The organism is Actinophytocola gossypii (assembly GCF_025165815.1).
GTDB classification, from domain to species: domain Bacteria; phylum Actinomycetota; class Actinomycetes; order Mycobacteriales; family Pseudonocardiaceae; genus Actinophytocola; species Actinophytocola gossypii.
Map to the genome: position 1 here is coordinate 109,940 of NZ_JAFFZE010000012.1, position 19,866 is coordinate 129,805.

Sequence of the window (19,866 nt, forward strand, 5' to 3'; positions counted from 1 at the left end):
GCGCCTGGAACGCCGTCGGCACGGCGGGTTTCTCGCCGTACGGTCGTTTCGCGACGGTTTCCGGCCCCCGCCGAGGGAGAGCGTGTCATGAGCATCGCGGAGATCCAGGCAAGCCCCGAACAGCCCGGGGTGGACGAGACCCTGCCGCGTCGGCGGTGGCGGGTCGTGTGGTGGTCCGCGGTCGCCGGGTTCCTGCTGACCGTGCTGTGGTCGGCGCGGTTCGTCGACAGCGTCATCGGGGACACGGTGGCGAACTCGCTGCTCGGGCACGACGCGGAGAACACCGCGATCAGCGGGATCGGTGCCGGGGTGCTGTTCGCGTTCATCTCCGGGCTCGCGGGCACCTTCACCGCGTGCAACATCGCGGTGTTCGGCACGATGGCGCCGATGCTCGGGCGGGCACCCACCGGATGGGACCGGACCAGGGCGACGCTGCGGCCGCTGCTGTGGCTGTCGGTCGGCATGGTCGCGGTGTCGGCGCTGTACGGGGTGCTCGTCGGGCTGGTGGGAACCTCGATGCCGCAGTTCGCCTCCGGACCGAGGACGCCGGGCGTGGTGCCCGGTTATCTCGTCCAGTCGATGGTCGTCTTCGGGCTGATCGGGCTCTCCATGCTGTACCTCGGGCTCGCGGCGCTGCGGATCGTGCCCGACCCGTTCGCCGAGCGCCCGACGGCCCGGATGGTGTTCCTCGGCGCGCTGGTCGGCGGCTTCCTCATCGGCCGGCCGTTCCCGCTGTTCCGGCACATGTTCGTGGACGCGGCCGAGCGCGGCGACCCGCTCTACGGCGCGGGCGCGTTCGTGCTGCAGTCGCTCGGCAACATCGTGGTGATGGCGGTGCTGCTGGCGCTGGTCGCCGGTGTGTTCGGGGGGCGGCTCGCGCGCTGGCTGTCCAGGACGCCGTCCCGGGCGAGCACGGTCACCGCGGCCGGGCTGGTGGCGGCCGGGGTGTTCACGGTCCTGTACTGGGACGTGCGGCTGCTCGCCTTCATGGACCTCATCTGGTACCCGGCGCTCTGGCGCTGACGACGGGTATTTCACATTGTGGTCGTGCTTGCCATTTTCTGGAAGCACCTCCCACAATGGCATCGGAGAAGACCCGACCGAACAGGTGGCCCGATGCGACAGCTCGTCCTACTCGCCCTGGTTGGCCTCGGCGCACAACTCGTCGACGGCAGCCTTGGCATGGCCTACGGCGTGACCTCCACCACGCTGCTGCTGGCCATCGGCACGAACCCGGCGGCCGCGTCGGCCACCGTGCACCTGGCGGAGATCGGCACCACGCTGGTGTCCGGGCTCGCGCACTGGCGGTTCGGCAACGTCGACTGGAAGGTCGTCGCGAAGATCGGCGTGCCGGGCGCGGTCGGGGCGTTCGCCGGCGCGACGTTCCTGTCCTCGCTGTCCACCGACGCGGCGGCGCCGGTGATGTCGATCCTGCTGCTCGCGCTCGGGGTCTACATCCTGGCCCGGTTCACCACGTTCGGGCTGCCCAAGCACAACCTGGGCAAGCCGCTGCGCAAGCGCTTCCTCGCCCCGCTAGGCCTGGTGGCCGGGTTCGTCGACTCCACCGGCGGTGGTGGCTGGGGCCCGGTCGGCACGCCCGCGATCCTGGCCAGCGGCCGCCTGGAGCCGCGCAAGACGATCGGGTCGATCGACACCAGCGAGTTCCTGATCGCGGTCGCCGCCAGCGCGGGGTTCCTCGTCGGCCTCGGTTCCGCGGGCATCGACTTCACCTGGGTGTTCGCGCTGCTCATCGGCGGCGTGATCGCGGCGCCGATCGCCGCCTGGCTGGTCCGGCACCTGCCGCCGAGGATCCTTGGCTCGGCGGTCGGCGGCGTCATCATCCTGACCAACGTCCGCACCCTGCTCAAGAGCGACTGGATCGACGCGGGTGACGGCCTCCGGTACGCGGTGTACGGCGTCGTCCTCGTCGTCTGGGCCGCCGCCATCACCCACTCGGTCCGCGCCTACCTGGCCGACCGCCGCGAGGAGCGGGCCGCCGCCGAGACCGAGGCGGCGACCGCGTCCTAGCCGTTGGTGGCGGCGGCGACGGCCTGGCGGGCCGCCACGGCGTCCGGGGCGTCGAGGGCCAGGCGGGCCAGGTGCTCGCACTCGGCCAGCGTGTGGGCCGCCAGCATCGCGCGCACGGCGGGCACGCTCGGCGCGGACATGGACAGGCTGGTGACGCCCATCCCCACGAGGACCAGGGCCAACAGCGGGTCACCGGCCGCCTCGCCGCAGACGCCGACCGGCTTGTGCGTCGAGCGGCCGGCGTCGGCGCAGGACGCCACCAGCTCCAGGACCGCGGGCTGCCACGGGTCGAGCAGGTCGGCCAGGTCGCCGTTCATCCGGTCGGCGGCCAGCGTGTACTGGCTGAGGTCGTTGGTGCCGATGCTGACGAAGTCGACGACCTCCAGCAGCTTGTTCGCCCGCAGGGCCGCGGCCGGCACCTCGATCATGGCGCCGGCGACCGGCAGGCCCGCGGTGCGCACGGCGGCGGCGAACTCCTCCGCCTCCGCCGTGGTCGCGACCATCGGGGCCATCACCCACACGTCGGCCGCGGTCGCGTTCGCGGCGCGGGCGATCGCCTCCAGCTGCTCGGCCAGCACCTCCGGGTGCGCACGGGCGACCCGCAGGCCGCGCACGCCGAGCGCGGGGTTCTCCTCGGCCGCGAGCCCGAGGAACGGCAGCGGCTTGTCCGCCCCGGCGTCCAGCGTCCGCACCACGACCTTGCGGCCGCCGAGCGCGCCGAACAGCTCCGCGTAGGCCCGTTCCTGCTCGGCCACCGACGGCGCGGACGTGCGGCCGAGGAACAGGAACTCCGTGCGGAACAGGCCGACGCCCTCCGCGTCGGCGACGACGTCCGCGACACCGCCGACGTTGAGCACCAGCGGCACCGCGTGCCCGTCGGCGGTGCGGCCAGGGCCGGTGAGCGCCGCCAGTCGCTCCCGCTCCCTGGCCGCGGCCTCCCGCACGCCGTCCACCTCGGACTCGTCGATCTCGGTGACCTCGCCGGTGGTGCCGTCCACCGACACGGCCGCACCGTCCTCGACGTCCAGGATGCCCGCGCAGCCGACCACCGCCGGCAGCCCGCGCGCCCTGGCCAGGATCGCCGTGTGGCTGGTCGGCCCGCCGCGCCGGGTGACGATCGCCAGCACCGAGTTCGGGTCAAGCAGCGCGGTGTCGGCGGGCGACAGGTCGTCGGCGGTCAGCACGTACGGCCGGCCGGGCACCGGCAGGCCGGGCATCGGCTCGTCGAGCAGGTGCGCGACCGCGCGGTCCCGGATGTCGGCCAGGTCCGCCGCCCGCTCGGCGAAGTAGCCGCCGAGCTGGGTGAACGTCTCCTGTTGGGCGCCGATCGCGTCGGCGATCGCCCAGGGGGCCGGCCGGCCGCCGGCGACCGCGGCCGCGACCGCGTCGGCGAGGGTCTTGTCGGCGGCCATCATCGCCTCGGTCGCCAGTACCTCGGCGGCCTCGCCGTCCACCCGGGCGGCCAGTTCCTCGAGCACGGACGACACCTGGGTGAGCGCCTTGGTGGCCAGCGTCTTCTCGGCCTCGACGTCCGCGACCGCCGGCACGGTGTCCGGCAGGGTCGGCGGCGCCGCCATCCGGAACGCCGGGCCCGCCGTGCGACCCGGGCTCACGCCGAGACCGGTGAGCGCGTCACGCATCGGCCGGCTCGGCGTCCAGGTCCTGGGCCAGGATCTCGACCATGGCGCCCAGTGCGGCCTCGGCGCCGTCGCCGTCGGCCTCGACGGTCACGGTGTCACCGCCCTTCGCGCCGAGCGAGAGCACCGCGAGGATGCTGCTCGCGTCGACCGCCGGCTTGCCCGCGGTACTGATCCGCACGGCCACCGGCTGCGCGGCGGCGACGCCCACGACCGTCTTGGCCGGCCGCCCGTGCAGCCCGACCCTGGATCCGACGACGACGTCCCTGCTTGGCATGTCTCCTCCTCGAGAAACACCTACCGAGAAACCTACGGCGCGATGGTCACCTTGATGGCCTGCCCGCTCGACACCAGCTTGATGGCGTCGTGCAGGTCGGCGAGCGGGAGTCGGTGGGTGATCAGGTCCGACACCGGAACCTGACCGGACGCGATCAGCTCCAGCGCCTTCTTGTTGTGGCTCGGGCTGGACCCGTTGGCACCCACCACCTTCAGCTCCCGGTAGTGCACCAGGTTCGCGTCCAGCGTGATCGTCGGCTTGTCCTTCGGCAAGCCGCCGAACAGACTGACCCGGCCGCCGCGGGCGGCCATCTGCAGCGCCTCCTCCTGGGCGGCGCCGGACGCGGCCGCGGTGATCAGCACGTCGGCGCCCCGGCCATCGGTGAGCTTGCGGACCTCGTCCACGGCGTCCACCTCGGCCGAGCAGATCGCCGCGTCCGGGTGCACCACCGCGGCCGACATGTCCAGCCGGGCCCGGTTCAGCTCCACCAGGAACACCCGCCGGGCGCCGCGCGCGCGGGCCAGCCGCACGTGCAGGCAGCCGATCGGGCCGGCACCGACGACCACCACGTCGTCGCCGTCGCCGACCCCGGCGATCTCCTGGCCGTTGAGCACGCAGGCGAGCGGCTCGGCGACCGACGCCTCGGCGAAGTCGACGCCGTCCGGGATCCGGTTCAGCCCGTCGACGTCCAGCACGGCCTTGGGCACCACCAGGAACTCGGCGAACCCGCCGTCGTAGTGGTAGCCGACCGAGGTCTGGTTCGGGCAGACGGTCATCAGTCCGTGCGTGCACTCGTAGCACTTCCCGCACGGCACGGCGGCGATCACCTGCACCCGGTCGCCGCTCGCCCAGCCGCCGACGTTCGCTCCGACCTCGACCACCTCGCCGGCGATCTCGTGACCGATGACCCTCGGCGGCACCAGGTGGTGGTGCCCGTGGTTGAAGATCTTCACGTCGGTGCCGCAGGTCGAGCACTGCCGCACCCGGATCTTCACCTCGTCCGGACCCGGGTTCGGCGCCTCGGCGTCCTCCAGCCGCAGGTCTCCAGGGGCGTAGAAACGCGCCACCCTCATACTTCGATGCCCTTCCCGATCGATGCGAGCAGCGCGTGCACTTCCTCGACATTGCTCGAGGTACGCAGCCGCTCGGCCTGCTGCGGGTCCATCAGGATCTGGGCCAGTGACGAGAGCACCGCTACGTGCTCGTCGCCCTTGGCCGCGATGGCCACGCAGATGGTCACCCGCTGACCGTCCCAGTCCACGCCGTCGGGGAACTGGAGCACGCCAAGGGTCGTCCGGCGCACCAGCGCCCGGCTGGCGTCGGTCCCGTGTGGGATCGCGACGCCCTCGCCGATGTAGGTCGACATCGAGCGCTCACGCTCGTGCATCGTCTCGGCGTAGCCGGGCTCGATCGCGCCCAGCTCGTCGAGCAGCGCACCGCACTGGGTCACCGCGTCCCACTTGTCGGTCGCGGTCCGACCGAGCCGGATCCCTTCCTGGGACAGCACTTCCGCGTCAGCCACGCAACTCCCCGCCCTCCTTGATCGCCTTCTCCACCTCGTCGAACATCGGGTCGCCGAGGAACATCTGGAACGGGATGACCACCGCGTGCGGCACGGTCGACCTGGCCCGGTCGGCGAGGTCGGCGTGGGTCAGCACGAGGCGGGTGTCGGCCGGCAGGTCGTTGATCGGCACGTGCTCGACGGTGACGCCGTACGGCTTGAGCCTGGTCCGCAGCTGGCTCGCCAGCATCACGCTGCTGCCCATCCCGGCGTCGCAGGCCACCATCAGCTTCGTGACCTCCTTGCCGGAGATCACCGGCCTGGTCGAGGTGGTAGTCGTCGTGGAGATCGCGCCACTACCGCCCGCGGACTCGGTCCCGGCATCGGTGCCAGCGCCGCTGTCCGGCACGGTCGGCGTGCCGGAGCCGACGGCGGCCGCCAGCGCCGGATCGTCGTCGTCGGCGCCCCGGCCGAACTTGAGCAGCATGGCACCGACGATGAACGAGACCCCGGCCGCGACCGCGATCGACAGCAGCACGCTCAGGTGACCGCCGCGCGGGGTGACCGCCAGGTAGGCGAAGATGCTGCCCGGCGCCGGGGCGGCGACCACACCGGAGTTGGTGATCATCGCGGTGCCGACGCCGGCCATGCCGCCGGCGATCGCGGCGATGATCAGCTTCGGCTTCATCAGCAGGTACGGGAAGTAGATCTCGTGGATGCCGCCGAGGAACTGGATGATCATGGCGCCGGGCACGGTCGGCCGGATCTTCCTCGGGCCGAACAGGAACATCGCGACCAGTACGCCGAGACCGGGACCGGGGTTGGTCTCGATCATGAACATGATGGACTGGCCGGTCTCCAGCGCCTGGTCCGCGCCGAGCGGGCCGAACACCCCGTGGTTGATCGCGTTGTTGAGGAACAGCGCCTTGGCCGGCTCCACGATGATCGACACGAGCGGCAGCAGGCTGTTGTCCACCAGGAAGTCGACGGCGTTGCCGGCGGCGTTGGTCAGCGCCTCCATGATCGGGCCGATGCCGACCACGCCGACCAGCGCGAGCGCGCCGCCGAGGATGCCGGAGGAGAAGTTGTTGACCAGCATCTCGAAGCCGGCCCTGATCTTCCCCTCGACGAGCTTGTCGAAGCCCTTGAGCACGAGCGCGGCCAGCGGGCCCATGATCATCGCGCCGAGGAACATCGGCTGCTCGGCGCCGACCACCACGCCCATCGTGGCGACCGCGCCGATCACCGCACCGCGCTGCCCGTGCACCATCCGGCCGCCGGTGTAGCCGATCAGCACCGGCAGCAGGACCTTGATCATCGGGTCGACCAGGCCGCCGAGCGTCTCGTTGGGCGTCCAGCCGGTCGGGATGAACATCGCGGTGATCAGGCCCCAGGCGATGAACGCGCCGATGTTCGGCATGATCATCCCGGCCAGGTAGCCGCCGAAGCGCTGCACTCTCGCCCGGAAGCCGTTGCCCTGCAGGTTCTTCATCTCAGCCATGGACACATTCGTCATCGAATCTGCTCCATCCCGTGTTCGTGGTGCGGCCCGGACAGCGGCCGCAGAAGATCGGGGGTCGGGTGGACGCGCACCCTCGCGCGGTCCACATCGGACGGTCCGGGCATGCGGCTGCCGGGGAACCGAACCGCCGCCGCGCCCCAGGACAACGCCTCCACCAGGGGTTCCGAGCCGGACGTGCCGGCCGCGAGATACCCGGCGAGCATCGCGTCGCCGGCACCGACCGCACTGCGGCCGCGGTCGACGGGCGACTCGCCCCAACGCGCCCCCCGCTCACCGACCAGCACGGCGCCGTCCGCGCCCAGGCTGGCCAGCACGGCCTCCGCCCCCGCCGCCCGCATCGCCTCCGCGGCGCGGATCGCGTCGGCGACCGTGTCGATCCGGAACCCGACTGTCTCGGCCAGCTCGTCCCGGTTCGGCTTCACCAGGGCCGGACCCGCCTCCAGCGCCTCGGCCAGCGCCGTGCCGGAGGTGTCCACCGCGAACCGGACCCCCAACTCGTTGAGCTGGCGCCCGAGGCGGCCGTAGAACGTGTCCGGCACCCCCGGCGGCAGGCTGCCGCTCGCCACCACCCAGTCCGCGTCCACCGCCGCGGACAGTACCGCCTCGTCGACCCGCTCCAGGTCCTCCTGGCGCAGCGACCCGCCCGGCTCGTTGACCTTGGTGACCGTGCCGTCCGGCTCCACGAGGCTGACGTTCGAGCGGGTGCGCCCGGACACCGGCACCGCGCCGACGTCGATGCCCTCCAGCTTCAGCAGCTCGGTGAGCTGCTCGCCCTCCGGTCCGCCGCACGGCACCACCGCGAGGGTCGGCACCCCGTGCGCGGCGAGCGCCCGGGAGACGTTGACCCCCTTGCCGCCCGGATCGAGCCGAGTGGCCGTCGCGCGCGTCATCGATCCCCTGGTCAGGCGCGCGATCTCGATCGTGCGGTCCAGGCTCGGATTGAGTGTGAGAGTAACGATCAAATCCGCACCACCCGCGTATGTGGTTTTACCGCCGTTCATGTTTGTATTGCTGTGTTTACATGCAAGGGGTGGTGCACGTCAACAGCGGCACGGTACGGAGTCGGTATCGAGCGGGTCGTGCTCAGGACACGCTCGGCTCCCCAGCGAACTCGGCGGTGTAGCCGAGCGAGGAGAACATGCCGGTCAGCATGGTCCTGGTGTTGCGCTCGGCGCGTTCGGTGAGCCTGGTCCGCTCGGCCGCGTCGGCGATCTTGTCCTCGGCCAGCACGTACAGCTCCCGCTGGTCCGGCGTGCTGAACAGCGACTCGATCCGGTTGTACGCGCCGCGGTCCTGGTCGTAGACGTAGCTGCGCTCCTGGTCGAGGTTCGGCTTCGCCAACTCGGCCGGCGGCAGCTCGACCCGCACGGTCCGGCGCTCCTCGTCGACGGTCAGCGCGTCGTCGGCCAGCCCGCCGAGGTCCACGTAGGCGTCGACCGAGCCGGCCGCCACGAACAGCGTCCGCTCGCCGGCGATGATGTCCGGCAGCCACGGCACGTCCTGCTCCAGGTCCACGACGACCTGGAAGTCCCCCGCAGCCGCGTGGTACCGGCTCAGGTCCCGCACCGACTGCAGGATCGCCGGTCCGCTGCGGTCCACGGTCTCCTCGGCGAACGGGTTCAGCTCCGGGAGCCGGCTGACCAGCCACAACAGCAGCGCCACGACCGCGGCCACGGCGCAGACGCTGCTGGCGACTTTCCACAGTGGACTGAGGTTCGTCTCGGACATGCCGGCCTCCTCACTGGCTCCACCTGGCGAGGAGTACCCCGTCCGGCCACCGAACCCACCCGGATACTTGGGCGCATGGAACGGAACTGGGCCGGCAACCTGACCTACCGGGCAAGTCGGATCGCCCGCCCCCGTACGGAGGCCGAGCTGCGGGAGCTGGTGGCCGGGACGCCGAGGATCCGCGCGCTCGGCTCGCGGCACTCGTTCTCCGACGTCGCCGACACCCCGGACGTGCTGGTGTCGCTGGACGCGCTGCCCGGGGACGTCGAGGTGGCCGGCGACCGGGTCACGGTGCCGGCCGCGACCCGGTACGGCGACCTGGCGGAGGTGCTGCGGGCGCGGGGCCTGGCGCTGCCGAACCTGGCGTCGCTGCCGCACATCTCGGTGGCCGGCGCGGTGGCGACCGGCACGCACGGGTCCGGCGACCGCAACGGCTGCCTGAGTACCTCGGTCGCGGCGCTGGACGTGGTCGGCGCGGACGGGGAGCCGCGCCGGGTCTTGCGCGGTGACCCGGAGTTCGCCGGTTCGGTGGTCGCCCTCGGCGCGCTGGGGGTGGTGGTACGCGTGGTGCTGGACGTGGTGCCGGCCTTCGACGTGCGGCAGACGGTGTACCCGGAGGTGCCGTGGCCCTCGGGCATGGCGGAGCTCGACGCGCTGATGTCGGCCGGGTACAGCGTCAGCCTGTTCACCGACTGGACCGGCGACCACCTGCGCCAGGTCTGGGTGAAGAGCACGACAACCGCGCCGCCGGCAGACCTGTTCGGCGCAGGCCCGGCGACGGCGCCGCTGCACATGATCCCGACCGAGTCGGTGGACGCCGTCACCGAGCAGCTCGGCGCGCCCGGTCCGTGGCTGGACCGGCTGCCGCACTTCCGGATGACGCACAAGCCGAGCAGCGGCGAGGAACTGCAGAGCGAGTACCTGGTGCCGCGCGAGGCCGCGCCCGAGGCGATCGCCCGGGTGCGCGCCATGGCCGGGCGGGTGTCCCCGGTCCTGCACGTCACCGAGATCCGCTCCGTCGCCGCCGACGACCTCTGGCTCAGCGGCGCACACGGCCGGGACTCGATCGCCGTGCACTTCACCTGGCGCCAGCGGCCGGCCGCCGTCGCCGCCCTGCTGCCCGACCTCGAGGCGGCCCTGCTCCCGCTTGGCGCGCGCCCGCACTGGGGCAAGTGCTTCGCCGGCACGGACCTGGCGTCGCGATACCCGCGGTGGAGTGATTTCGGGGAACTCCGACGCGCCGTGGATCCCACCGGCAAGTTCGACAATCCGTTCCTGAGCCGTCTTTTCGGCACGTTTGGGTGACACCCGTGCGGGTATTCCGCAGTTGTCCGAATCCCGTTGAAGGAGGCAGACAAGCCATGACCAGGCCAGCTCGTCGAGGCAAGAGCGCACTGAGCGCCGTCATCGGCACGGTCGTGAACGTCGTGACCCTGCCGTTCCGGGTCATCGGCCGACTCTTCGGCCGTCGTCGCACCAGGGCGTACTGACCGGAGTACCGGCAGGAGTTTCGGCGCGAACACGGGCGCCCACTCGCGAAAGCGGGTGGGCGCCCGTGTTCGCGTTGCTACCGTGAGTGTGAGCGCACACCCGGGGAGACGCAGATGCCAGAGCCGGTCCTGATCTCGATCGCCGCCGCACTCGCCGGAAAGGCGGTGAGCGGCCTCTACGAGTTCGTCAAGCGGAAGTTCACCGACCGGCCGGGAGCGGTGAGCACCCTGGAGGCCGCGGCAGGGGCCGAAGCCGACTCCCCCGAAGTGGCCGCGCTCGGCGAGGAACTGGCCCGCGCCGAGGCCGAGGACCCCGACTTCGCGGCGGAACTGCGCGAACGCTGGCGGACCGCCTCGGTCGAACAGCACGGCGGCGTCAACAACCAGATCTCCGGAACCGTCTCCGGCAAGGTCGTCCAGGCCCGCGACATCCGAGGCGACATCTCGTTCTGACGAATCGAATTCGTCATTTGACGTGATCCACCGCGCCGCGTGGCGCCATAATCGCTCCGACGCCGTTGCCGGGAGGGATGGCCAGTGACGTTGAGGACACCGGCTCTCCACCGCACGATCGTGGTCGTCGACGTCCCCGGATTCACGCACCAGGCGCGGAACCTGCCCGACCGGCTGGACGTGCGCAACGGCATGTACGACGTGCTGAACAAGGCGTTCACGGAGTCGGGTGTCGACTACGACTCGTGCGCCACCGAGGATCGGGGCGACGGCATGCTGATCCTGCTCCCGCCCGACACGGCCAAGAGCACGGTCGCCGACCGGCTGCCGGACCGGATCGTCGCCGCGCTCCGCCGGTACAACTCGACCCGTATTCCCCAGGCGCAGTTCCAGCTGCGGGTCGGCATCACCTCCGGCGACGTCCTGCACGACGGCAACGGCTGGGTGGGCGCCGCGGTCGACCTCGCGTTCCGGATCCTGGACGCACCCGCCGCGAAGGCCATGCTGGCCGAGTCCGACCGGATGGTCGCCCTCATCTCGTCCGAACAGTTCTTCACCGAGGTGATCGAGGTCGACCCCGGCATGGTGCCCGAGTCGTACCGTCGGATCGACGTGACGGTGAAGACCTTCTCCGGGACCGCCCGGCTACGCCTACTGGGTGACAGGGCCTCGCTCGCGCCGGAATCGCCGTCACCCGAACGGATGCGGATCGAGCCGCCCGGTCCCGTGCTGGAACTGCTCCCGCCCGCGGAGCTGAACGCCCTGCGCGACTGCCTCACGCTCGTCGAGTCCCCTCGGCTCGCGCTGATCGTGAGCCGCGCCGCCGGGCCGGCGATTCCCGCGCCCCGGCAGGACGAGGTGCGCGACGCCTGGGAGGCGTTCAACTACCTGCGGGACTTCAACGCCGGCCCGGACGGGGTCCCGCCCGCCTTCGCGTTCCTGACCCTGCTGGTCAAGGAGGTCGACGACGTGCCGGCCGACGTCGCCGCGTCGGTCACCGCATGGCTGGGCGACCAGACCCGCCGGATGCGGCTCGGGTCCGCGGTGGAGGAGCGGCGAGCGGCCCAGGCGCCGCTGCCGGACCGCCCGCACCTGTACCTGACGATCATGCTGGAGCCGGACCCGATCGACCCGGAGCGCTGCACGCTCGCGTACTGGCGGCAGGACGACCCGGAGGTGTGGCCGCCGACGCTCGGCACCGTCCGCGAGGTCCTGCTCGACGACGTGGAGTTCCGGGTCGACGACGTCATCCTCGACGCGGAGGGCGTGTGGTCCGGGCAGAGCATCTCGGCCGCCGTGGAATTCCTGCTCCCCCGGGCATTGCTGCACCTGCCCGTGCAGCGGTGGCACAAGGAACACGCGTCCGGCCAACCGCGGCCGCTTCGGTATGACTACAGAATCAGTGTGCGTTCACTCGAACGGATGAAAGCCAGGTATTGGCACCGTGCCTGGCACCTCCGGTTCGACTCTATGCTGGAGGATCCGTCCCCGGACCGAATCCACTATTCCGTACCGACCGAGGAGCATCCCATCGACGCCGTGCTGAGCGCCGAGCGCTGGGTGGGCCTGGTACTGGCGGAACCTCCGTTCTCCCAACGAGAACCGGGTGCCCCGCCGGACGGGCTGACCGCCGCCCTGCGCGGTGGCCTGCCCGTGGTCCTCTGGCACCCGGACGCCACCGCCGAGGACCTCCGCGAGTTGGTGACCTGGCTGCTCGACGGCGCGCGCGGTTTCCTCGAGCTGCCGGACCGCCGGAAAATGGCGAATACGCCGTTCACTGTACCGTTCAATGATTCTCTGGTTCGCGATTTGGTGGTAATGTGGGACGATCCGAAAAGAGTAATCGTTCTCGACCAGCCGTTAATCCCGACTCAACAGTAAGGGGATACCGCGGATGAGCGTGAACGACCAGGACCTGGCGCGGACCACCGAACACCGCGTGCCGCGCAACGACGCTCCGGACTGGTGGATCTACCGAGGCACCGGGCGGCCGCCGCACGACATCGACCTCACCGAGCTGCTGCCGCCGCCCCCGTCCTGGCGGACCTACTCGGGCGGCCCGCTGCCCGACCCCGACCTGCCGCCGCCCGACGACGGCGAGGCCGACCGGCGCCTCGGCACCGAGTACCACCTGTCCGACACCGACATCGACCCGCACGAGCTGGACATGGTCAACGCCGCGCTCTACCTGCGTCGGCCGCTGCTCGTCACCGGCAACCCCGGCATCGGCAAGTCCAGCCTCGCCTACCGCATCGCCCGCGAGCTCGGCCTCGGCCGGGTGCTGCGCTGGCCGATCACCAGCCACGTCACGCTGCGCTCCGGCCTGTACGACTACGACGCCATCGGCCGCGCCCAGGCCGCCGCCACCACCGCCACCACCGCCGCGGCGCGACAGGGCGACGAACCCGCCGACGAGCCTCCGGTCGGCGACTTCCTGCGGCTCGGACCGCTCGGCACCGCGTTCCTGCCCAGCCGGCGGCCGCGCGTGCTGCTCATCGACGAGCTGGACAAGTCCGAGGCCGACCTGCCCAACGACCTGCTCAGCCTGTTCGAGGACGGCGAGTTCACCATTCCCGAACTGGCCAGGGTCCGCACCAGGTCGCCCGAGGTCACCGTGCACACCGCCGACCCGCACCGCACCGCGGCCGTCGTCGACGGCCGGGTCGCCTGCCACGCCTTCCCCGTCGTCGTCATGACCAGCAACGGCGAACGGGAGTTCCCCCCGGCATTCCTCCGCCGGTGCCTGCAACTGCGCATCCAGAACCCCGACCTCGAGCAGCTCGCCGCGATCGTCGCCAACCACGTGCTCGACCAGAACGGCGAACACCGCGACCGGCTGATCCGCGAGTTCGTCGAACGCAGCAAGGCCGACGGCGGCCTGCCCACCGACCGGCTCCTCGACGCCGTGTACCTCGCCACCTCGGGCGCCTACCAGCCCGACCAGGTGGCGTGGCCACGACTCGTCGACGCCCTCTGGCACAAACTGACGGTGCGGTGACCGTGGTCAGGCCGGCCGGCGTCCCCGAGCAGCGTCCCGCACCACCGGCGGAGTCGCCCACCCCGCACGGACGGGACATCGAGGACCTCACCTGGACGGACGTGGCCGACGTCCTGTGGCTGGCCTCCGCTACGGCCCCGCCTCCGGTTCCCACGCCCGAGGCGCCCGAACCACACGAGCAGCCGCCGCCACCGGTCCCGAGGCCGGAACCCGAGCCGCCGAGGTACGACAGCACCGACGTCCCGGTGCCCGCTCCCCCACCGCCGCCGGCACCCGAACCGGTCGCACCCGAGACCGCCGCCGAACCCGCCGGCCGGGCGCCGCGCCCCGAGCTGCGACTCCTGCCCGGCGACGGCGTGGCGCCGGCCGCGATCGCGCTGCCGAGGTCGCTCGACTTCTTCCGCGCGCTCCGCACGCTGAAACGCGACATTCCGTCCCGCCGCGACGGCGATGTCGTACTGGACGAGGAGGCCACCGCCGAACAGGCGGCGGAAACCGGCCTGTGGTGGCCGGTCACGAAATCGAGAATGGAACGCTGGCTCGATCTCACGCTGGTCGTCGACAATTCCCCGTCGATGTCCCTGTGGCATTCCCGGGTGGCCGCGTTCGTGGCGCTGCTTGAGCAGTTGGGGGCGTTTCGCAGCATCCATGTCCGGCTGCTCGACACCGAGCGTTCCGCCGACGGTCCTCGGCCCGTGCTCCGCGGCGGAACGCCCGGCGCCCCGGCCCGGGACCCCGCCGAGGTGCTCGACTCCTCCGGCCGGCGCGCGGTGCTGCTGCTGACCGACGGCATCGGCGAGGTCTGCCGTCCGGAGGTCCTGCACCCGGTGCTGTCCAGGTGGGGCAGGCGCATGGCGGTCACCGTCGTGAACCTGCTCCCGCGGTGGCTGTGGGGCCAGGGCGGCCTGGACCCGCACCGGGCGCGGATGAACGTCGGTGGCGCGCTGAAACCCAACGCGCGCTGGACGTTCACGCTCTCCGACACGTCGCTGGCGTTCGAGCCGATCGCCCCGCCCGGGGCGGTCCCGGTGCCGGTCATCGAGCTGCGACCGCGCTGGCTGAGCTGGTGGGCGCGACTCGTGGCCGGGGAGCACCGAGGCGCGGTCGACGGGGCCGTGCTGCTCGCGACCGACCGGCCGCGGGCCGCCCGCCGGGAGCCGGCCGACGAGGCCCTGTCGCCCCGCGAGCGGGTGCAGCGGTTCCGGAGCGTCGCGTCGCCGCCTGCGCTGCGACTGGCGACCCTGCTGGCCGCGCTGCCGGCACGTCTGGATGTGGCCGAGGTGATCGCCCGGCGATTCGTGCCCGAGGCCGGATCGGAACACCTGGGTGAGCTAGTTGCCTCGGGTCTGGTGGTGTACGCTCCGGAACTCAGGGAAAAGGGGTCCACTTGGGACACTGGTGGCACTCTGGAATTTCCTCAGGCAGTCCGTGAATTGCTGCTCAGCGGCGCACGGCGTTCGGAGACCGCCAGCGTCGTCAGAGTGGCAGCCGCCCATTTCGGCGAACGGATTCCGGTGCTCGGCCACCTCCGAGACGCCATCGCCGACCCGCACAACACACCGGACCCCGAGCGCACCCCCGACTCGGCGGACGATGTGGTCCTGGAGGGCGTCGTCATGCGCGCGCTCTCCGGGCCCTACCTCAGCCGCGCCGACCGGATACGTCACGCCGAACCGCGCGATCCTTCCGTCATCCCGGCTTCTGAATCAATCACGAAACCAATCAAGAGCCGGCCCGATCCCACTGCGAGCGAACCCATGCGCGAGACGACGACCGAGCGCGTCGATCGGTCCCAGGACCTGGTTCCCGTCCGGCACAGCGACACCGACGCCGAACAGGCGACCCGACCGCTCGTGCACCCGTCGGTCTCGGGCAGGACGTTCCCCGAGCGGCAACCGGACGACCCGCCACCGGTGTGGGGAAACGTCCCGCCCCGCAACCCGAACTTCACCGGCCGGGACGAACTGCTGGAGCAGCTGGAGAAGCGGCTGAACGCGGGCGGCACGACGGCGGTGCTGCCCTCCGCCCTGCACGGCATGGGCGGCATCGGCAAGACGCACATGGCGACCGAGTACATCTACCGGCACCTGCAGGACTACGACGTCATCTGGTGGATAGACGCCGCGCAGACCGCCCAGATCCGGGCCGGGTTGACCGAGTTGGCCCGCATGCTCGGGCTGCCGGCCGAGACGAACGTCGCCATACCCGCGGTGCTCGAGGCGCTGCGCACCGGCCGCCCGTTCCGCCGGTGGCTGCTGGTCTTCGACGCCGCCGACAGCCCGTCGGCGGTGCTGCCGTACTTCCCCCGCAACGGTCCGGGCGAAATCCTCATCACCTCCCGCAACGCGGACTGGGCCGGAGTGGCCCGCCCGCTCGAGCTCGCGGTGTTCAAGCGCGAGGAGAGCATCGAGCTGCTCGGCCGCCGCGGCCCGGAGATCCCGACCGAGGACGCGGACGCACTCGCGGACAAGCTCGGCGACCTACCGCTGGCGATCGAGCAGGCCGCCGCGTGGCGGGCGGTCACCGGCATGCCGGTGCACGAGTACCTGCGCCTGTTCGACGAGTCGGTGGCGGAGATCCTCGACACCGCGTCGGCCCCGGACTACGAGGTGTCGGTCGCCGCCGCCTGGAACGTCTCGTTCGACGAGCTCCGGACCCGCAACCCGGCCGCGCACCAGATCCTGCACATCTGCGCGTTCTTCTCCCCGGAACCGATCTCCCGCGACCTGTTCACCGGGGTCAGCCGGGTGGTGTCCATCTCGCCCGAGCTGGACGCGGCGCTGCGGGACCCGATCAAGCTCGCACGCGCGATCCGGGACATCAACCGGTACGGCCTGGCCAAGATCGACCACGGCAACAACACGATCCAGCTGCACCGGCTGGTCCAGCTGGTCCTGCGCAACCGGGTGATGGCCCCCCAGATGCACGCCCAGATGCAGCACGGAGCGCACCAGCTGCTCGCCGCGCTGGACCCGAACGACCCGGAGTCGAGCCGCTCCTGGCCGCGCTACCGCGAGTTGCTGCCGCACGCCATCGCCGCCAACGTGATGAACTGCGACGAGAGCTGGCCGCGTCAGCTCGTCATCAACCTCATGCGCTTCCTGTCCGAGTGGCGCGACCACGAGGAAGCCGCGAAGCTCGCATTGGCCGCCCACGAGCACTTCACCCGCACGCTCGGACCGACCGACCCGCAGACCATGGACGTCTCCGCCCGCCTCGGCCGGTACCTGGCGGCGGTGGGCCGCTACTCGGAGGCCGCCGAGCTCAACCAGCGCACCCTCGCACTGCGGTTGCAGGTCTCGGGAGAGGAGAACGAGGAGGTCTTCGCGCTCCAGCGCAACATCGTCTTCGATCTCCGCGTCCAGGGCGACTTCGCCGCGGCCACGAAGCTCAGCGAGGAGATCTACTTCAAGTCCCGGCGGATGTTCGGCGACGACGACCCCGAGACGCTGCACGCGGCCTACCAGCACGGCATCAGCCTCCGCCTGTCCGGCGAGTACCGTGCGGCGGCGGAGCTGGACCAGGAGACCTACCGGCGGCAGACCGAGGTGCTCGGCCCCGACCAGCCACGGACGTTCAACACGCGCGCGGCGTGCGTCGTGGACATCCGCGAGGCCGGCGAGTACGGCCAGGCACGGGTCATGCAGGAGAAACACGCCGAACAGTTCCGCATTCGCTACGGCGACGACCACCCGGACGCGGTGACACACGCCTTCCTGCTGGCGATCAGCCGGCGCAAGGACGGAGACCACAAGGGCGCGCTCGCCCTGTCGGGCAATGCTCTCGCGTCCTTCCGGCGCGCCTACGGCGAAGGTCACGCGACGACCATGGCCTGCGCGCTCGCTCACTCGATCGATCTCCGGCACGCGGGTGAACTCGGCGCGGCCCGGGAGCTCGGTGAGCAGACGTTCGAGCGGTACCGACGCAACTTCGGCGAACACCACCCGCACACCCTCGGGGTGTCGGTCGACCTCGGCGTCACACTGCGGCAGCAGGGGGACGTGGAGGCCGCCCGGGAACTCGACGAGCGCGCGCTGGAGCACTTCCGGGCCGGGATCGGCCCGGATCACCCGTACGCGATCGTCGCCTCGATCAACCTGGCGAGCGACCTGTCGCTGCTGGGCAACCTGGAGAAGGCGATCGAGCTGGGTACGGACGCGGTGGACCGTAGCGGCCGGGTGTTGGGCGGGGACCACCCCACAACTCTGGCGGCGGCGTTCAACCTCGGGCTCGCTCTGGACGCGGCGGGCCGCCAGGACGACGCGAGGCCTTATCGGGAACCGGTCATCAGCAAGTACCGCACGGTCCTCGGCGAGGCACACCCCGGGACGCAGGCGGCCGGCCGGGGCGTCAGGGCCGAGTGCGACATCGACCCGATGTTGATGTAACCGGACTATTCGGAGACGAGCCGGCCGATCCAGGACGCGATGTCCTCGATGGCCGGCGCTTCGCCGTGCCCGTCACGCAGCCGCCGGTGGACCGCCCGAACCAGCTCGGGTCGGTGCAGCAGGGCACGGGCCGCGGGGTGGGGGCCGCCTGCCCGCAGCGCGAGCCCGAGTCCGACCAGCGAGCTGGGGCGGTCCGGGTCGGCGAACAGTTCCGCCCGGTAGCCCCGGGCCGCGTCGAGATACCTACCGCTGGCGTAGGCGAGATCCGCCCCGGTGGCACCGGGAACGGTCTGCCACACGTCGGACAGCTCGGCCAGGTCCGCCGGGGTGAGGGCGAGGCGGACCAGGTCGACGCGGGCCCGCGACCACGACCCGTCCGGCACCGGCGTCGGCGGCAGGTCGGCTACGTCGACGGTGACCGGCGGACGAACCCGGCCGGCCGTCCAGGCGTCCGCCAGTTCGGTGACCACGGCGGGGCTCGGGCGCAGGTGCCGCACGCGCCAACCCGCCCGGTGGTCCTCCGTGGTGACGGCCGCCAGCTCCGCGATGTCCGCGGGTACCGGGTCGTTCTGCCACGGACCGAGCCGTTCGGCGATCCCGTCGAGGAACCGCCGGCCCGCGTCGGTGAGGACCGGATCGGCGCGGAGCTCCCGCAGGGTGTGCCAGCTCTGCCGCCGCCAGTACGCGAACTCGAACGCGGCGCGGCGGGACGCGCCGTCCGCCGAGGCCACGGCCCGCCAGAACGCCGCGACTCCGAAGAACGCATAGACCCCCTGCAGCGCACCACTCAGCGGCCGAGGGTCGTCGCGCCACGGGACGTAGATCCGCTCCCGGGGGTCGTCGTCGTACAGCCGGACCAGGTGCAGCACGCCACCGAGCACGATGTGCTGGAACTCGTGGATCAGCGTCGAGGCCAGCGCGGCGCCGTCGGTCGGGCGGCCCACCACCGCGCTGCCGAACGCCTCGCCGGTCGAGGCGCTCGGGTTTCGGAAGAGCACCCTCGGCTTCGGCACCAGCGAGTCGAGGCCGACCGGCATGCTCCCGGCGAAGGCCGGCGAGTGCCGGACGATGAGCTGGCACGCCTCGTCGATCAGACGCCGCCAGTCGTCGAGTTCCGCTCCCGGCAGCCGCTGCGGCGGCACCGGCTCGTAGAGCCCCCGGTAGGGATCGAGGTCGTCGAGGCGCAGTGTGAAGCGGCGGGTGTCGACGCTGACGCGCACCCGCCGTATCCCCCACCAGTCCGGGCCGTCGACCGGTTGGCTCGGGATCGCCACCACGCTGTCCCCGTTGCCGATCATGTAGCGGCCCGGCCCACCGCCGACCACGGCCACCGAGAACGGCGACGCACAGGCGACCCGGGCCATGCCGAGCGACGGCAGCATGACGTTTCCGTCCCAGACCGGCACCTCGGCCCGGAACTCGAGGCCCGCGCGGATCGCGGCGGCCGCGGCCAGTGCGTGCAGGTGGCCCAGATGCACCCACAGCGGGCACACGCCGTCGATCCCGGCGCGGAGCAACCGGATCGTGTACCCCGCCCAGCTACCCGTATATGGGTGGGAGAGCATGCGGTCGAGTGCCTTCGGCGACCTGCTCTCCACCCGTGCCAGAAGCTCCCAGGCCAGATCGAGAGACGGCATCGGTCCGCACAACGCCGGTGCTTTCACGGACTCCTCGGTCAGGGCACGCAGCAGCAGCTTCCGGCGGCTCCGCTCCGCACGCCGCAGCCGCCGCATCATGCTCGCATCACCGTCGAGACGCGCGAAAGCGTCGAAATCACGCCAGGACAACCGATGGAACGCCGGGTGTTCTTCTGCTGGCGCGGCCATCAGTCGATCCGTTCACCG

The 19,866-nt window shown here is 71.6% G+C and carries 16 protein-coding genes; 8 read left to right on the forward strand and 8 right to left on the reverse strand.

Annotation, left to right across the window (positions count from 1 at the left end):
- The first annotated feature begins 87 nt into the window (after positions 1 to 87).
- Both JT362_RS14420 and JT362_RS14425 read left to right on the forward strand, forming a co-directional pair.
- Positions 88 to 1,023, forward strand: coding sequence for a hypothetical protein (locus JT362_RS14420; protein ID WP_260191702.1), 936 nt, complete (start codon positions 88 to 90; stop codon positions 1,021 to 1,023).
- A 93-nt stretch (positions 1,024 to 1,116) separates the two neighbouring features.
- Positions 1,117 to 2,028 (forward strand): sulfite exporter TauE/SafE family protein, encoded by a 912-nt coding sequence (locus JT362_RS14425; RefSeq protein WP_260191703.1) that lies wholly within the window; start codon positions 1,117 to 1,119, stop codon positions 2,026 to 2,028.
- Here the strand turns inward: JT362_RS14425 and ptsP are convergent.
- The 7 genes from ptsP to JT362_RS14460 form a co-directional block, all read right to left on the reverse strand.
- Positions 2,025 to 3,668 (reverse strand): phosphoenolpyruvate--protein phosphotransferase, encoded by a 1,644-nt coding sequence (gene ptsP, locus JT362_RS14430; protein WP_260191704.1) that lies wholly within the window; start codon positions 3,666 to 3,668, stop codon positions 2,025 to 2,027. The two genes, JT362_RS14425 and ptsP, sit on opposite strands and share 4 nt — an antisense overlap.
- Positions 3,661 to 3,942: an HPr family phosphocarrier protein gene (locus JT362_RS14435; protein WP_260191705.1), complete on the reverse strand. Its 282-nt coding sequence runs from the start codon at positions 3,940 to 3,942 to the stop codon at positions 3,661 to 3,663. The genes ptsP and JT362_RS14435 overlap by 8 nt, the downstream gene beginning before the upstream one ends.
- A 32-nt stretch (positions 3,943 to 3,974) precedes the next feature.
- A complete protein-coding gene (locus tag JT362_RS14440; protein ID WP_260191706.1) occupies positions 3,975 to 5,015 on the reverse strand; it encodes a zinc-dependent dehydrogenase in 1,041 nt (346 codons plus the stop codon).
- The gene (locus JT362_RS14445) at positions 5,012 to 5,464 is read right to left on the reverse strand and encodes a PTS mannitol transporter subunit IIA (protein ID WP_260191707.1); all 453 of its coding nucleotides are present in this window, start codon (positions 5,462 to 5,464) and stop codon (positions 5,012 to 5,014) included. Before JT362_RS14445 ends, JT362_RS14440 begins: the two co-directional genes overlap by 4 nt.
- Entirely contained in the window at positions 5,457 to 6,944 is a 1,488-nt protein-coding gene (locus tag JT362_RS14450; protein ID WP_260191708.1) for a PTS mannitol transporter subunit IIBC, read from the reverse strand. The genes JT362_RS14445 and JT362_RS14450 overlap by 8 nt, the downstream gene beginning before the upstream one ends.
- An 11-nt stretch (positions 6,945 to 6,955) precedes the next feature.
- Entirely contained in the window at positions 6,956 to 7,966 is a 1,011-nt protein-coding gene (pfkB, locus tag JT362_RS14455) for a 1-phosphofructokinase (RefSeq protein WP_260191709.1), read from the reverse strand.
- Between the two features lie 82 nt (positions 7,967 to 8,048).
- On the reverse strand, positions 8,049 to 8,693 hold the full coding sequence (locus JT362_RS14460; RefSeq protein ID WP_260191710.1) for a DUF4230 domain-containing protein: 645 nt from the start codon (positions 8,691 to 8,693) through the stop codon (positions 8,049 to 8,051).
- Between the two features lie 75 nt (positions 8,694 to 8,768).
- Between JT362_RS14460 and JT362_RS14465 the strand changes: the two genes are divergently transcribed.
- From JT362_RS14465 to fxsT, 6 genes are all read left to right on the forward strand, one after another.
- Entirely contained in the window at positions 8,769 to 9,998 is a 1,230-nt protein-coding gene (locus tag JT362_RS14465; protein ID WP_260191711.1) for a D-arabinono-1,4-lactone oxidase, read from the forward strand.
- Between the two features lie 56 nt (positions 9,999 to 10,054).
- Positions 10,055 to 10,183, forward strand: coding sequence for an LPFR motif small protein (locus JT362_RS14470; protein WP_260191712.1), 129 nt, complete (start codon positions 10,055 to 10,057; stop codon positions 10,181 to 10,183).
- Positions 10,184 to 10,297: 114 nt separating this feature from the next.
- Positions 10,298 to 10,636, forward strand: a complete 339-nt coding sequence (locus JT362_RS14475) for a hypothetical protein (protein ID WP_260191713.1) — start codon at positions 10,298 to 10,300, stop codon at positions 10,634 to 10,636.
- An 84-nt stretch (positions 10,637 to 10,720) separates the two neighbouring features.
- The gene (locus JT362_RS14480; RefSeq protein WP_260191714.1) at positions 10,721 to 12,517 is read left to right on the forward strand and encodes a VMAP-C domain-containing protein; all 1,797 of its coding nucleotides are present in this window, start codon (positions 10,721 to 10,723) and stop codon (positions 12,515 to 12,517) included.
- A 13-nt stretch (positions 12,518 to 12,530) separates the two neighbouring features.
- Complete coding sequence (locus tag JT362_RS14485) at positions 12,531 to 13,634, forward strand: AAA family ATPase (RefSeq protein WP_260191715.1); 1,104 nt, start codon at positions 12,531 to 12,533, stop codon at positions 13,632 to 13,634.
- Positions 13,631 to 18,022 (forward strand): FxSxx-COOH system tetratricopeptide repeat protein, encoded by a 4,392-nt coding sequence (fxsT, locus tag JT362_RS14490; protein ID WP_311202708.1) that lies wholly within the window; start codon positions 13,631 to 13,633, stop codon positions 18,020 to 18,022. The genes JT362_RS14485 and fxsT overlap by 4 nt, the downstream gene beginning before the upstream one ends.
- Before the next feature lie 5 nt (positions 18,023 to 18,027).
- On the opposite strand, the gene JT362_RS14495 is transcribed toward fxsT, so the two are convergent.
- Positions 18,028 to 19,758, reverse strand: coding sequence for an HEXXH motif domain-containing protein (locus JT362_RS14495; RefSeq protein ID WP_260191716.1), 1,731 nt, complete (start codon positions 19,756 to 19,758; stop codon positions 18,028 to 18,030).
- Positions 19,759 to 19,866: the final 108 nt, after the last annotated feature.